The sequence below is a fragment of the Streptomyces sp. NPDC048211 genome (assembly GCF_043202315.1).
Classification (GTDB): Bacteria; Actinomycetota; Actinomycetes; order Streptomycetales; family Streptomycetaceae; genus Streptomyces.
On sequence record NZ_JBIDAD010000016.1, the window covers coordinates 64,582 to 79,334 of the forward strand.

Below are 14,753 nucleotides of genomic sequence, written 5' to 3' on the forward strand. Positions count from 1 at the left end.
GACGGGCCGCGGAATTTTCGGGGACGCAGAGGGTAAGCGGTGGCTGCACAGCCATTACTTCCCGCCCGGCAAGCTGTTCTTGCCGGGCGAACGCCGACGCGACTCGACACACATACTGAGGTGGAGCATGTCTCAGACAACCGAACGGACCGTGCTGGATGGTCAGGATGGTCTGACCGGGGAATCCTGCGAGGAGCGTTCCCTGCGGCTGAGACGCAGGCTGGAGCGGCTGATCGGTATCGCGGCCACTGAGGGGAATTCACTCGTGCCGTTGCGCAACGGCGATGAGATCTTCAGCGCGATGCTGGATGCGATCCGGGGCGCTGAGCACACCGTGGACATGATGACGTTCGTCTACTGGCGTGGTGACATCGCGCACAGGTTCGCCGAGGCCCTCGCCGAGCGCGCCCGTGCCGGAGTGCGGGTCCGGCTCATGCTGGACGGCTTTGGCAGCCGGCTCATCGAGAAGGATCAGCTGGATCTGATGGACGAGGCCGGGGTGGACGTGGCCTGGTTCCGCAAGCCGCTCTACCTCTCGCCGCTGAAGCAGAACCACCGCTGCCACCGCAAGGTTCTGGTCGTCGACGAGTCCACCGCGTTCACCGGCGGCGTCGGGATAGCAGAGGAGTGGTGCGGCGACGCCCGCAACGAGAACGAGTGGCGCGACACCCATGTCCGGCTCACCGGGCCCGCGGTCGACGGCCTTGCCGCGGCCTTCGCCCAGAACTGGGCCGAGTGCCACGACGAACTCTTCGACGAACGCGACCGGTTCGTTGCCGGCGAGCACCACGGCGACGCCGTCGTCCAGGTGGTGCGCGGCTCGGCCTCATTCGGCTGGCAGGACATGCAGACCCTGATCCGCGTCGTCCTCGAATCCGCCGAGGAACGCGTCCGCCTCACCACCGCCTACTTCGCCCCCGACGCCTACTTCACCGGGCTGCTCTGCGCCGCCGCCCGCCGCGGGGTGGAGGTGGAGATACTGCTGCCCGGCCCGCACACCGACAAGCGGGTCTGCCAGCTGGCGGGGCAGCGCTACTACGAGGACCTGACTGCCTGCGGTGTGAAGATCTACCAGTACCAGCCGACGATGATGCATGCCAAGACCATCACAGTCGACAGGATCGCCTCGCTGGTGGGCTCCACGAACTTCAACCGGCGCTCGCTCGACCACGACGAGGAGGTCATGCTCGCGGTCCTGGACCAGGACTTCACAGCGGTCCTCGACGGCCACTTCGAACAGGACCGGGAGGAGAGCGTGCTGATCAGCCACGGCCGATGGAAGCGCCGCGATCTCATGCAAAGGGCACGGGAAGCGGCCGTCATGCCGATCCGTCGCTTCCTGTGAGCACTTGCCCAAAAGGTAGGGCAGGGGTCCGTTTCACGCGGCGAGAGGGCGGTTGAGCCACGTGAGAGTCCGTTGTCCACAATCATTCAGGGGCCGGACCTTGGACTGCCCCCTGAACGCTTCGGCCATCTCCTCGAAGGAGCAGCGCCCTGTACTGCCCAAGCCGGTGAGGACGAGCCGCACGACCGCGGCCTGCCCCTCCTATGACGAGGCGCTCGGGCGGAGCGGCGCCCTCCAGGCCGTGGCCCTGCACGACATCGTCACCCAGCTTCGCGCCCTTCTCTTCGTGGCCGCCGAGGAAGAGCCGGATCGTCGTCACCGAGCACCTGATACCGGGTCTCGACGGAGAAGGCGTGATGTACGCAGGGGAGGGCGAATACCCTGTCCGTGCTCGACTCACGGACAGGCGTGCCGTCATCAAAGCGCGCTTGGACCGGATTTGCCTTCTCCTGGCAGGTGGCGCCGAGTGGACGGTGAATGCCCCGAATGCGGTCAACTGGCAGTGGTGGTCGGCCGCGGTCCTCTTCACTCCGGCCAGGTTCGAGCCCTCGGCCGCCGTCGTACCCCCTGAGACGGAGGAGAGGGGCTGCGCCGGATCAGGCGTCGGCCCTCCTGCCGAAGGCCCGCATGGCGAGGGCGCCCGCCAGGGGTCCGGGTGCCAGGAGGAGGAAGGCGTACCGCCAGCCGACGGCCTCGGCCAGGAGCGGGGTGAGCTGGATAGTGACGACCGTCAGGGCGAAGCCGATCGCTGTCTGGGCGGTGAGGGCCGTTCCGATGTAGCGGTGGTCGGCGACCTCGCTCAGTGAGGTCGAGAACACCCCCGAGTCCGCGATCACCGCCGCACCCCACAGCGTGCAGAAGGCGAACAGCGGCAGCGGGGAGGAGTGGAAGAAGAACGGGGAGACCAGGCAGCACAGGCCGCTGACGAGGAGAGCCGCCATGGCGGCGGGCGGGCGGCCGAAGCGGTCCGCGCCCCAGCCGCCGATCAGGCAGCCGGCGGCTCCGCCGAGTCCCATGGTGAGGAACACCGTGATCTCGACCGAGCCCGGAAGCCCCTTCGAGGCGGAGGTCGCCAGCAGGAAGGTCGGGATCCACGTCCACAGGGCGTACAGCTCCCACATGTGCCCGAAGTAGCCGAGGTTGGCCAGCCGCGGTCCACGCTCGGTGAACATGGTCAGCGCGTACCCGGGATTGCGGGCAGGAGCGGACTTCGCCGCGTAGGGGCCGGGCCGCACGAGGAGCAGCGCGATGGCGGAACCGGCGAACCCGGCAGCCGCGGCGGCGATCAGAACGGCGCGCCAGCGGAGTGATCCCACCCCGGCGATCAGATGAGGAAGCGTGGAGCCGAGAGTGAGGGCGGCGATGAGGACGCCCATGGTCCTGCCCCGCCCGGCACTGCCGGCCCAGGAGACCATCAGCTTCATACCGGTGGGGTAGACCCCGGCCAGGAACATGCCTGTCATGAAACGCAGCGGAATGGCTACGGCCAGCCGGTCGGCGACGAGGGCGAGTACCACGGTGCAGACGGCGGCTGCCGCGGCGCTGGCGGCGAGCAGGCGCTGGGGCGGGATACGGTCGGCCAGATTGAGGGAGGCCGAGGCCACCGCCCCGGCGACGAACCCGATCTGCACGGAGGCCGTCAGCCATACCGCACCGCCGGCCGTGAGCCCCCATTCGGTCCGGAGACTGGGTACCACCGCCGACATGGAGAACCACACGGCGAGGCCCAGCACCTGCACCGCGGCGATCGCACCGCGTTGCGCGACGTTGTTCACGAGTACCCCCTTGGGCCGAGCCCCTGCTCCGCCGGACATGCGCGGTCGCGCGGTGGCCGAAGGCGACCCTAATGCCAACGGTCCCGTGCGTACCGGAGGGGGCGCCGCCGGAGGCCGGGGCGCCGCCGGCTCCCCGGGACCGGCGGCGGTGCGTGCTCGGGCGGGGGCTGCCGGGCCGCGTCCTGCCTGCCCGGGTTGCAGCAGCCTGCTCGGCCGGAGCGCTTCATGGCATGTGGGGCCATGAGCGGGGAGCCCGGCCGGGCTCCCCCGGGCTCAAGCGGTGTCCCGGCTCTCCCAGCGCCCCCGGAACCACGCCAGGGCCTCGATGAGCCGTGCGCGGTTGTGGTCCTTCTCCAGCAGTGACAGCCGGAAGTTGGGGCGCAGATCCAGTTTGCCCTCCGGGACGTCGACGCCCTCCAGAGCGTTGAGCCGCCCGAGGAAGGCGGCGCGCAGTCCGCGGTCGGTGAACGGTTCGCGCGCCGCCAGATGCTGGAACACGATCTCCGCCGTGCCGCCCCGCCCGCCGCCCGGGTAGAGGGTCAGCGGCCAGATCCCGCGGCCTGGTGCCCCCGCTTCCCCGAGCATGAGGAAGGCGCTCGTGGTGACGTGGCCTCCTCCGTGCCCGATCCATCCGCCGAGCTCCTCCCAGTGGGCGAGAACAGCACGCACCGCTTCCACCGTCTCGGGCGAGTCGTCCGCCTCCAGCTGACGGAAGAAACGCTGCGCGCGCGTCACGTCGCCCTGGCCGACAGGTGTGTGCTGCGCGCTCTCCTGCTCTGCCGCATGATCGCCGTCCTCGGCGGCCAGCAGGGCGAGCTCGTCGGCCGTGAGACGCTGAGCCGGGTCCGCGGCTCCGTGCGCCGTGAAACGGATGCCGTCGGCGCTCAACCTGGTACGGACGTCGTCGCTTCCCTGGCCCCCGGGTGTCCAGCGGAAGCCGTCGGAGACCTTGCCCTCCGAGGTGAGCACCCGGTACGCGTTGACCACTCCCCGCGTGTTCGCCAGGTGGTTGCCCACGGCCTGGGCACCGGAGCCGAGGAACGCGGCGAGGTCGCCGTAGGACGTCCACGTCCCGCGGGGCAGTGCGGCGAGGGCCTGATGCGCGAGGGACCAGTCGCGGCTGCGTTCCGCGCGGCCGACTCCACGCAGCGGGGCAGGCCACAGTGCGATCGCACGGTCGGCGAGCTCGTCGGCACGGGCAAGGATCTCCCCTGCGCCCCAGCGCTCGGTTGCGGCGATGCGACGGTTCATCTCCAGGTGGCTGGCGTGCAGCAGGCCCTGCTTGCGCTCGTAGGGATGGTTCGACAGCTCCGAGTTGACCGCGGTGAGCGTCAGGTTTCCGAGCGTGTGCTGCAACCGGGAGTGCAGATCCTCCGGGCTTTCGCCGTCGGCCGTATCCGCCCTGAGCATGTCGGTCCACTCGTCGCCGGGCGACTGCGGCATGACGTGCTCGATGGTGAGCTGCGCGGCGCCGAAGTCGACCGGTTCGGGATGCTCGTAACTCTCCTCCAGCCGCTGCAGCACCATCTTGCGCTGGTGCCAGCGTCCGAACTGGTAGAAGGGCGCTGTCCGGACCTTCTCGCGCAGTTCGCCGTCGGCGGGCCAGAACCGGTTGTCGGCGGAGAGTAGTTGGTGCAGGCCGTCGGCGACGGGGACGCCGAGCGGCAACTGCCCGGGCATGGCTTGGAAGACTCTGTTGAGGTTATTGGTCGGCACCCGGCAGATCATCCGGCGCACCAGGAAGCTTTCGATGTACGACATCGCGCGGGCCGTGTCCGAGGAGCTGAGCTCCGCGCGCTCGCGGCGGTCGAGCAGCAGCATCAGAGCAGGGTAGGTGACCTGCGCCTGCCAGGAGTTCAGCTGGTACAGCCGGGCGCGGACGGACGCGTCCGGCTCCTCCTCGGGATGGAGCAGCCGGCGGAAGAGAGCGGCGCGTCGGTGCAACTCCGCGATGTACGCCTCGATCTCCGGCTCGCTCGCCCCGTTCCGCTCGAAGCGCTGCTGCTGGGCTGTGTACAGGTCCTGACGGCGCACTCGGTCATCGCCGTCGAGGACCAGTTGCAGCCACATGAGCTGTTCCAGCTCCTCGTTGCTGAGGCTGTCCTGAAGGGGAAGCCAGAAGGTGTCGTACACGTGCTCACCACGAGTGGGCAGCCGCATGAACAGGTAGTTGCGCAGCAGATCCGCCTGGCTGAGCTTGAGCCCCGTGTTGTTGAGGGACTCGAAGATGCGGTGCACGTTGTCACCGCGCTCGGCGGTCACCGCCACCAGCGTCAGCCTGGAGGTGATGGCCTGCTCGATGCGGAACACGTCCTGTGTGCCGGTGGGGCCGGACGTCTCGGCGAGCTTGCGGCGGAAGAAGTGGTAGGCCGCCCCGACGTTGCCGTCGGCGGCCGCTCCGCGAGCGGGCCGCGAACGTGGCGGGCGAACTGCGGCCGGTCCGCCTGGGTCGGCAGGAGCCGGAAGTGGTCGTTCCCGCTCTTGCGCTTGTTGACCAGGTATTCCTCGCCGATGCGTTCCGCCTCGTCGGGCTCGCTGTCCCTGACGTGATCCCGGATCGCGGTCAGGGCGAGGGAGAGCGTGGTCAGCCTCTGCTGACCGTCCACCACCAGCCAGCGGGGGAACGTCGCCTCGTTCTGCGGCGACGGTGCGAGCACGACGGACCCCAGGAAGTGCGTGTTCGCCTTCTCTCCGCGCTCGACCAGATCCGCCTGTTCCCGGATGTCGCTCCACAACTGCTGGAGCTGCTTCTCCGTCCAGGAGTAGGTCCTTTGATAGAGCGGCACCTGGAACTGCTGTGCCCTGCCCTGCACGAGATCGGCAAAGATCGTCTCTTTCGCCTGCATCGCGGCCCCCCTCGGCGATTGATGCGGTCGTGGTGTGGAAATGACCTTATGGCCTCCCGAAGAACGGCGGCGGACTACGTCGGAGCCCGTCCGGGTGGACACACCACGGGGTATGAGCGCGAACTTCGGGCTCCCTGGCGGGATCGCGGGCCGACGGACAGCCGAGCTGTCGGCGGCTCCACGCAGCGTTCCGCCGCCTGCTCGATCCGCTTGTCCGCCGGCAGCGCCCTGTCGAGCCGGCCCTGTCCACGCGCAGCCTCCGGCCCCGGCTCTGTCCACGCGCAGTTCCGGCCCCGGGTCCTGATCGCGATGTCGTGCGACCAAGCGCCCCTACCGGACGTGCGGAGGCGATGTCTCAGCGTACGGGCGACGCGGTCCGCGAGTGCTGGAGCTCGCTCTCACGGCTGAGTGCGGCGGATCTGCGATCCGCGCCACAACACCAGCCCCGGAATGACTGATTGGAGGGATACGGGTCACCTGTCCGGAGTACGTTCTCGGCATGGCTACAGGAAAAATGATGGAGAATCCGGAGTCGCGCTTCTCCGCTCTCCTCCTCGGTGCGGCAAGGCTTCCGGGCGTGCGTGTCGACAGGGAGGCGTACCTTCGGACGGCGCTGGCCCGCCATTGCTCGGAGGACCAGGTCCGCATGGCGACAGCGGAGACCCCCGCAGCGGCCGGTGTCTCGCTCGACGTGCTGGACAGGGTGGCCAATGAGTCCATCCGCTACGAGACCGCCAAGGTGAGCGCCCTCTCCGCGGCGGCCGGTTTCCCCGGGGCCCTGGCCCTCCCCGCGACGGTGCCGGCCGATCTCGCCCAGTACCTCGGGCACATGCTGCGCATCTCGCAGAAGCTCGCCTACCTCTACAGCTGGCCCAATCTGTTCTCCGACGACGGCGATGACGAGCTCGACGACGCCACCAAGGGAGTTCTCACCCTCTTCTTCGGAGTGATGTTCGGGACCCAGTCCGCGAACGCCGCCGTGGGGAAGGTGGCGAAGGCGATGTCCGAGCAGGTCATCAAGAAGCTGCCGCAGAAGGCCCTGACCCAGGGCGTCGTCTACCCGGTCGTGAAGAAGGTCGCCGCGTACCTCGGTGTCGAGATGACGAAGCAGACCTTCGCCAAGTCCGTCTCGAAGGCCATCCCCGTCGTCGGAGCCGCCGTGTCCGGCACGCTCACCTTCGCGACCTTCCGTCCCATGGCGCGACGGCTCAAGACGCACCTCTCCGGCCTGGACCTCGCCCGGCCGGCCGGGCCGGTCATCCCGGGGGACGTCATCCAGGACGAGGCAGGCCCGGCCGAGGACCAGGTGAAGGTTCCCCGTCCCGCCCGTGACTGGCGCATCGTCAGGCGCCGCCCGTGAGGTGACGGACGACTGGGGCGGGCGACTGGGGCGGACAAGGGGGCACGGGCCCGGTCCGCCCCCGCAGCCCCGCTCCCGTACCGCGAGGCCCGTCCCGGCTACGGCAAGCAGTCCGCCCCCCGGCCAAGCCGCTTCCGGCGCTGCCGGCTTCGCCCCCTGCTGGAGCGGGAGCGGTGACATGGCCGGCCCTGTGGTCCGAACGAGCGCACCGGCCGGGCCGTCGGAGGGTGCGGCGGCCGCGGGGCCGCCGCACCCGGGGAACGGTGCTGTGCGCTGTCGGTGGTCAGCCCGTGGTGCACGACACCGTCGGCCAGGTCCAGGATCCGTTGGTCTGAATCGTCACCCCCCAGGTGTTTCCGCTGCCGTTGGGCTTCGCGGTCAGGACCTGGGCGCTGGGGTAGGTGGTGCTGACGTTCCAGGTGGAGAGGATCTTCTCGGGGGCCGGCACGTTCATCGTGACGGTCCAGTTGCTGGAGCCGGTGACGGCGACGTTGAGGTTGTAGCGGTCGCTCCAGCTCTGGCCGACGGACAGGGTCGCGGTGCAACCGCCGGTTCCGCCGCCTCCGCCGGTGCTGCCGTCGGGTGCGACGGCCCGTCCGGTCTGCGGCGAGATCATGCCTGAGCAGAGGCCTCGGGAGGCGAGCGACTGAGCGATGCGCGGGATCGCGGCGAGGGTGTTGGCCGGCCACTCGTGCATCAGGATGACCTGACCGTTGGTGAGTCGCCCCACGGCCTGCACGATCGCGTCGCTGCTCGCACCGTTCCAGTCCTGCGAGTCGACGTCCCAGATCACCTCCGTCAGACCGTACTTGGCCTCGACGGCCTTCAGGGTGGAGTTGGTCTCGCCGTACGGCGGCCGGAACAGCTTCGGCGTGCCTCCGCCCGCGGCGGCGATGGCCTGCTGGGTCCGGGAGACCTCCGAGTCGATCTCGGCCTGGCTCTTCTGGGTGAGATGCGGGTGCGTGTAGCTGTGGTTGCCGACCCACATGCCGGCATTGATCTGGGCCTGCACCTGGCTCGGGGCGGAGGCGGCGAACTGCCCCTCGTTGAACATGGTGGCCCGCAGGCCGTTCTGCTTGAGGGCGTTGAGCAGGGCGGGGGTGTGGTCGTTGGACGGGCCGTCGTCGAAGGTGAGGCCCACGTAGCCGTTGCAGGCGGCGGCCTGCGCGGGAGCGGCGGCCGTGGCGGTCATGCCCAGGGAGGCCGTCGCGGCGAGCGCGAGTCCGGTGGCCAGGGCGGCCGGCCGACGGCGGGGAAGCAGATGCATGGGGGTTCTCCTGGTGGCGGAGGTCCGGCCACGCCGAAAGCGCGGCCGGACGCGTGGTGGAGGTGGGGGTTGCTGCGGGCCCGGTGGGATCAGCCGGCGCTGCAGGTGACCGTGGGCCAGGTCCAGGAGCCGTTGGTCTGGATGGTGGTTCCCCAGCTGTTGCCGCTGCCGTTGGATTTGGCCACGAGGGTCTGGCTGTCGGGGTAGGCGGCGCTGACGTTCCAGGTGGACAGCACCTTCTCGGGCGAGGGGACCTTCATCGTGACGGTCCAGTTGCCGGCGCCGGAGACGGAGACGTTCAGGTTGTAGCGATCGCTCCACTTGTCCCCTGCGGAGAGCGTCGCGGTGCAGCCGCCGGAGCCACCGCCCGTATCACCGCCCGTACCGCCACCGGTTCCACCGCCGCCCGTTCCTCCGCCGGAACCGCCCTCACTGACGGTGATGTTGGAACTTCCGCTGCTCTGGTAGCCCTCGGTCGCCATGATCATGTAGTTGAAGGAACCCATGCTCATGCCGTGGCTCGACCAGGCGTCGAAGTGGTTGCCCGTGGTGATGGTGCCCCCCGTCCGCTTCGACTGGCGGACGCTCCAGTACTGCTTGAAGGTCTTGGTTCCCTCGATCGAGGGCTGGTTCACCCGGGTCGTCTCGTAGATGTCGTACGTGCCTCCGTCGCTGGTGACCGTCCCCTTGAAGGTGCCCGTAGGGCGGTACGTGCCGAAGTTCTCGACGACGTAGTACTCGACCAGCGGGCTGGTGGTCCAGCCGTAGAGGGCGAGGTAGGCGTTGCCCGACGGGTTGAAACTGCCGGAGTAGTTCACGGACTTGCGTCCGCCGGTGCTCCACCCCTTACCGCCGACGAAGTTGCCGACGTTGCTCCACTGGTAGCCGTACGTCCCGCCCGAGCCCAGCGTCATCGACACCGAGCCGCCGCCGTCACTCCAGTGCGAGTAGTAGTAACCGTTGTTGGTGCCGGTCTGGTTCGAGTTGATGACGGTGTCGGCGCTGGCGGCATTGGGCAGCAGCAGCACGGCGACCGCGGCCAGGGCGATCGCCCAGGAGCTTCTCAGCAGGGTCATGAAGCGGCCGGATCTGCGTCTGCGAGGTGATGGCACGGGTGCGCTCATGTCGGTTCCTCCGCGGGCGGTGATGTAGGAGTGATGCCGGACGGCCCCTTCCGCCGCCCCAACACAGGCGCCCTGACGCGTGGTTGGGCTCACACGGCAGGGGTCGGCGGTGGTTGTCCGGCCCGGTCACGGAGTCTTGATCTGCCCCCGACAACTGTCAATAGTTTCGGCAAGTGTTGCGAAACCTTCGGTCTCGCCCAAGGGGCGGCCTCGGTACTGTCTTCACAGGTCAAACCGCACGTGGGAGGTGGAGAATCGGATGGCGGCGGATCTCGGTGACTCATAGGATTCATCCTGAATGATGGATTGCTTCGAAACTTTCGAGATTTCACGCATCACGTTGCCGGGATTGGGCGGGTCCGCGAACCGGCCTTAGTGCACGATTTATTTGACCGAACGTTCCAGATAGGGCTAGGGTTTCGACGTGGCCAGGACCAAGGAATTCGATCCGGACGCCGCGCTGCAGTCGGCCCTTGAGCTGTTCTGGCGGCGCGGGTACGAAGCGACGTCGGTGGCGGACCTCGTCGAGCATCTCGGCATCGGGCGCGCCAGCATCTACGCGACCTTCGGCGGCAAGAACGAGCTGTACCTGAAGGCCATGGACCGGTACGCCGAGATGCGTGACCCGCTGCTCCTGGCCGAACTCTCCCAGGCCGGCCCCGCGCTTCCCGCGGTACGGGCGGTGGTGCGCCGCTTCGCCGAGGAGGCGGCCTCCCCGGATGGGGTGAACGGCTGCTTCGTCACCAACACCGCGGCCGAACTGGCTCCGCACGACCCCGCGGCGGCCCGCCGGGTCGAGATCAGCTGGGAGCGTCTGGAGGCTCCGCTGCACTCCGCGCTCGTACGGGCCCAGGCTCAGGGCGAGCTTCCCGGGGGCCGCGACCCGCGTGCGCTGGCCCGCATGCTGCTCGTCCTGATGCAGGGCATCCGGGTCGTCGGCAAGGCGTCGAACGATCCGGCCCGGGTGCGGGACGCGGCCGAGCAGGCGCTGGCACTGCTGGACTGAATCACGCTCGACGGGGCGGGTGGGCGCCGCCGGGTGTCGTCGAGTGCCCCTGGGTGTCTCCATGGCGCCCTTCGCATGCCCGAATAATGGACTGATCGGTCAAATATCAGGGGGAGATGTGACCGCCACACGCGCCGACCGCGTCGTCGGCCTGCGGTACCGACACGCCTTCGTGCTTCTCGGTGTCGTCCAGATCACGCTGATCTTCACGCTCGCCGCGATCGCCGTCCCGCTGCCCCGCATCGGGCGCGAACTGGACCTGGAACGCGCCGACCTGATCCTCCTCAGCGCCGCCTACGGGCTGACCTTCGCCGGTCTTGTGCTCTTCGGCGGCCGCCTGGCGGACCGATATGGCGGGCGGCCCACCCTCACCGCGGGCCTGGTGCTCTTCGCGGCCGCCTCGGCCGCCGCCCCGCTCGCCCCCGGCATCGGGGCCCTGCTCGCGGCGCGCTTCGCCCAGGGTGCGGGTGCGGCCCTCGTCGCGCCGGCCGCCATGGCCGTGCTGCGCGCCGTCTTCCCCGCCCCGCCCGAGTACCGCAGGGCGATGGCCGCCTGGGGCGGGCTCTCCGTGCTCGGCGCGACCGCCGGCAATCTGCTCTCCGGGGTCATCTCGGCGCTGCTCTCCTGGCGTTGGACGTTCGCCGTACCGATCGTGGTGGCGATCGCCGCCCTCGCCCTCATGCGCGGACTGCTGCCGGACACCGCACCGGACCCGGGCCGGAGTCTCGATCTGCCGGGTGCTCTGCTCGCCACGGCCGGGATCACCCTGGCCAGTTACGGGCTCGTCGTCACGGACGCCCGGCCCTGGTCATCGGCCGGCGTGCTCGTGCCCTTGCTCGGGGGGACCGCGCTGCTGGCCGCGTTCCGGTATGCCGAGCGCCGGGCCCGCGACCCGCTGCTGCCTCCCCGCTTCCTGCTCGACCGGCGGCGGGCCCTCGCCCTCATGGCCATCGCGCTGAGCGCCTGCGGGACGGCGATGACCAGCGTGCTCCTCTCGCTCCACCTCCAGGAGGTGCGCGACTGGTCGCAGGTGCGGACCTCGGCCGCGTTCGTCCCGTTCGCCGTGGCCCTGATCGCCTCGGGCCGGGCGGCGGGCCCCCTGATCGGCCGGTACGGACCCCGGGCCGTCACGGCCGCCGGGATGGGCACGGCGGCGGCCGGGCTCGCCCTCCTCGCGGTCACCGGGCTCCACGCGCAGACCGGCTACGCATACGGGCTGCTGCCGGGCCTCGTGCTGCTGCCCGCCGGCGCGGCGGCCTCCTTCGCGGGCGCCTCCGTCCTCGCGACCGAAGGCGTATCGCCGGGGCGGACCGGGCTCGCGGGCGGCGTACTGAACACCGCGATGGAATGCGGCCCGACCGTCCTCCTCGCGGTCCTGCTCACCCTCGGCAGCGACGCCGCGGCCCTGGCCGCGACAGGGGCAGCCCTCGTCGTCGTGGCCTTCCTGAACCACCGCACCCCGTAATCCATCACTCAGGGAGTCACCGAAATGAACCGCTTCACCGGCAGGACCGTCCTCGTTACCGGCGCGGGCTCCGGTCTCGGCCGCGCCATCGCGCTCGCCTTCGCCGCCGAAGGCGCGTCCGTGGTCGCCGCGGGCCGCACCGCGGCCTCCCTGGAGGAGACGGCCGGCCTCATCGAGGTGGCCGGCGGCACGGCTGCCGCCGTCACCGTCGACGTCACGGACTCCGGCCGGCTCCGGAACCTCGTACGCGAGACCGTCACCCGCTTCGGCGGACTGGACATCGCCGTCAACAACGCCGGGATACTCCGTGGCACCGTGCCTGCCGCAGACGTGAGCGAGGCGGACTGGGACGCGGTGCTGCGGACCAATGTCACCGGCGTGTGGCTGGCCATGAAGCACGAGATCGACCATATGAGGGAGAACGGCGGCGGCACCATCGTCAACATCTCCTCCAACCTCGGCGCACACCTGAGGATCCCGAACGCCGCCGCGTACATCACCTCGAAGGCGGCGGTCTCCGCGCTGACCCGCGCCGCCGCCCTCGACCACATCCACCAGGGCATCCGCATCAACGCGGTCAGCCCCGGAGCCTCGGCCGCCCCCATGTCGCTGCGTCCCGGGGAGACCGATGCCGACCGGGCCGAGCGGGTGAAGACGGAGAACCCCCTCGGCAGGGTCGCTGAGGCCGGGGAAGTGGCGGCCGCCGTGCTCTACCTCGCCTCGCCCGCGGCCGGTGCGGTGGTCGGCACCGATCTGGTCGTCGACAGCGGGTCCTCGGCCTGACGGGCTCGCCGCCGGCGAGCGGACGGTCGTCCACCTACGAACTCCGGTCCGCGCGCCCCTGTGCGCGGCGCACGCCCAGTACCGCCAGGGGTGTGCGCCGCGCGCGTTTGGTCAGACGGGCAGGCGGTCGAGCAGACCCGTGAAGTCCGTCGCGGCCGGCAGGGTTCCGAAGGCCAGTCCGCGGTCGCCGGCCAGCCGGGAAGCGCAGAACGCGTCGGCGACGGCGGCCGGTGCGTGGCGTACGAGCAGGGAGCCCTGGAGGACGAGCGCCGCGCGCTCGATCACGCGACGGGCCCGCAGAGGGGCGTCCTCGGTGAGGGCCAGCTCGCCCTGGAGCTCCCGCCAGGCCGAGTCCAGGCGGCGGTCGCCCCCGGCGGCGGCCTCGATCTCCGTGCGCAGCGCCTGGAGTGACTCCGGCTCACGGGACAGGGCGCGCAGCATGTCCAGGGCGTTGACGTTGCCGGAGCCTTCCCAGATACCGTTGAGCGGCGCCTCGCGGTAGAGGCGGGGCAGGCCCGACTCCTCGTCGTAGCCGTTGCCGCCCAGGCATTCGAGGGCCTCGGCGACGGCGGCCGGCTGACGCTTGCACACCCAGTACTTGCCGACCGCGGTGGCGAGCCGGAGGAAGGCGCGCTCCTGGGCGTCCCCCTGCTGCGCGCGGTCCGCCGCCCCGGCCAGACGCAGGGCCAGCGTGGTCGCCGCCTCGGACTCCAGCGCCAGATCGCCGATGACGTTGCGCATCAGCGGCTGGTCGATGAGCTTCGCCCCGAACACGGACCGGTGGCGTACATGGTGCGCGGCCTGTGCGAGTGCCGCGCGGGTGCCGGCGGCGGAACCCAGGACACAGTCGAGGCGGGTCATGGTGACCATGTCGATGATGGTGCGCACGCCCCGGCCCTCGTCCCCGACGAGCCAGGCCACGGTGTCGTCGAACTCGGGCTCGCTGCTGGCGTTGGAGCGGTTGCCGAGCTTGTCCTTGAGGCGCTGGATGCGGAACGTGTTGCGGCTGCCGTCAGGCAGGATCCGGGGCACCAGGAAACAGGACAGACCGGCCGGTGCCTGGGCGAGCACGAGGAAGAGGTCGTTCATCGGGGCGCTCGTGAACCACTTGTGCCCGCGCAACCGCCAGGTTCCGTCCGCCTGTTGGACGGCGGTGGTCGTGTTGGCGCGCACATCGGTGCCGCCCTGCTTCTCCGTCATGCCCATCCCCGCCAGCAGCCCGGGCTTCTCGGCCGGGGTGCGCAGGCCGGACTCGTACACGCGGCTGGTCAGCAGCGGTTCGTACGTCTTGGCGAGGTCCGGGGAGTGACGCAGGGCGGGGACGGCCGCGTACGTCATCGACACGGGGCAGCCGTGGCCCGCTTCCGCGCTGCTCCACACCATGAAGCCCGCCGCGCGCGCCACATGGGCGCCGGGCCGGTCGTCCGCCCAGGCGGCGCCGCCGAGCCCTTCGCCGATCGCCACGTCCATGAGGGCGTGGTACGAGGGGTGGAACTCGACCTCGTCGACGCGGTGGCCGTAGCGGTCGTGGGTGCGCAGCCGCGGTTCGTGGCGGTTGGCCTCGTCCGCCCAGCGCTGTACCTCCTCGCTGCCGGCGCGGCGGCCCAGCCGGTGCAGGTCGTCCAGATACCACGGGGCACCCTCACGGTGCAGCCCCTCGATGAGCACCGGGTCGTCGGCGACGTCGTGGCCGGTCAGCGGGGGCGGCTGGTTCGTCACCTCGTGCGTGGTCGCGGTGGGACGGCTGCGGGGCGCTGGGGTGGCAGGCATGAAGGCCCTCCT

The 14,753-nt window shown here is 70.3% G+C and carries 11 protein-coding genes; 5 read left to right on the plus strand and 6 right to left on the minus strand.

Translation table 11 applies throughout. The features are described from left to right. The first annotated feature begins 127 nt into the window (after positions 1–127). Positions 128–1,345: a phosphatidylserine/phosphatidylglycerophosphate/cardiolipin synthase family protein gene (locus tag ACGFZA_RS37280; protein ID WP_393685065.1), complete on the plus strand. Its 1,218-nt coding sequence runs from the start codon at positions 128–130 to the stop codon at positions 1,343–1,345. A 596-nt stretch (positions 1,346–1,941) separates the two neighbouring features. Here the strand turns inward: ACGFZA_RS37280 and ACGFZA_RS37285 are convergent. From ACGFZA_RS37285 to ACGFZA_RS37295, 3 genes are all read right to left on the minus strand, one after another. Then, complete coding sequence (locus ACGFZA_RS37285) at positions 1,942–3,120, minus strand: MFS transporter (RefSeq protein ID WP_385285636.1); 1,179 nt, start codon at positions 3,118–3,120, stop codon at positions 1,942–1,944. 273 nt (positions 3,121–3,393) lie between these two features. Further along, positions 3,394–5,430 (minus strand): DUF1524 domain-containing protein, encoded by a 2,037-nt coding sequence (locus ACGFZA_RS37290; protein ID WP_393685067.1) that lies wholly within the window; start codon positions 5,428–5,430, stop codon positions 3,394–3,396. After that, on the minus strand, positions 5,394–5,966 hold the full coding sequence (locus ACGFZA_RS37295; RefSeq protein ID WP_393685069.1) for a DUF262 domain-containing protein: 573 nt from the start codon (positions 5,964–5,966) through the stop codon (positions 5,394–5,396). Before ACGFZA_RS37295 ends, ACGFZA_RS37290 begins: the two co-directional genes overlap by 37 nt. A gap of 499 nt (positions 5,967–6,465) precedes the next feature. Here ACGFZA_RS37295 and ACGFZA_RS37300 point away from each other — a divergent pair, with 499 nt between their 5' ends. Next, positions 6,466–7,326, plus strand: a complete 861-nt coding sequence (locus ACGFZA_RS37300) for a hypothetical protein (RefSeq protein ID WP_385285640.1) — start codon at positions 6,466–6,468, stop codon at positions 7,324–7,326. 283 nt (positions 7,327–7,609) lie between these two features. Here the strand turns inward: ACGFZA_RS37300 and ACGFZA_RS37305 are convergent, their stop codons facing one another. Together ACGFZA_RS37305 and ACGFZA_RS37310 are read right to left on the minus strand one after the other, a co-directional pair. Beyond that, a complete protein-coding gene (locus ACGFZA_RS37305) occupies positions 7,610–8,593 on the minus strand; it encodes a polysaccharide deacetylase family protein (RefSeq protein WP_393685071.1) in 984 nt (327 codons plus the stop codon). An 89-nt stretch (positions 8,594–8,682) separates the two neighbouring features. Beyond that, on the minus strand, positions 8,683–9,717 hold the full coding sequence (locus tag ACGFZA_RS37310; RefSeq protein ID WP_393685073.1) for a glycoside hydrolase family 11 protein: 1,035 nt from the start codon (positions 9,715–9,717) through the stop codon (positions 8,683–8,685). 424 nt (positions 9,718–10,141) lie between these two features. Between ACGFZA_RS37310 and ACGFZA_RS37315 the strand changes: the two genes are divergently transcribed. The 3 genes from ACGFZA_RS37315 (at position 10,142) to ACGFZA_RS37325 (ending at position 12,971) form a co-directional block, all read left to right on the plus strand. Further along, positions 10,142–10,723, plus strand: coding sequence for a TetR/AcrR family transcriptional regulator (locus tag ACGFZA_RS37315; RefSeq protein ID WP_393685075.1), 582 nt, complete (start codon positions 10,142–10,144; stop codon positions 10,721–10,723). Positions 10,724–10,841: 118 nt separating this feature from the next. Further along, positions 10,842–12,188: an MFS transporter gene (locus tag ACGFZA_RS37320; protein ID WP_393685077.1), complete on the plus strand. Its 1,347-nt coding sequence runs from the start codon at positions 10,842–10,844 to the stop codon at positions 12,186–12,188. A gap of 24 nt (positions 12,189–12,212) precedes the next feature. Next, positions 12,213–12,971, plus strand: a complete 759-nt coding sequence (locus ACGFZA_RS37325) for an SDR family NAD(P)-dependent oxidoreductase (RefSeq protein WP_393685079.1) — start codon at positions 12,213–12,215, stop codon at positions 12,969–12,971. A 111-nt stretch (positions 12,972–13,082) separates the two neighbouring features. Here ACGFZA_RS37325 and ACGFZA_RS37330 read toward each other — a convergent pair whose 3' ends face one another. Next, on the minus strand, positions 13,083–14,741 hold the full coding sequence (locus ACGFZA_RS37330; protein ID WP_393685081.1) for an acyl-CoA dehydrogenase family protein: 1,659 nt from the start codon (positions 14,739–14,741) through the stop codon (positions 13,083–13,085). Positions 14,742–14,753 lie beyond the last annotated feature (12 nt).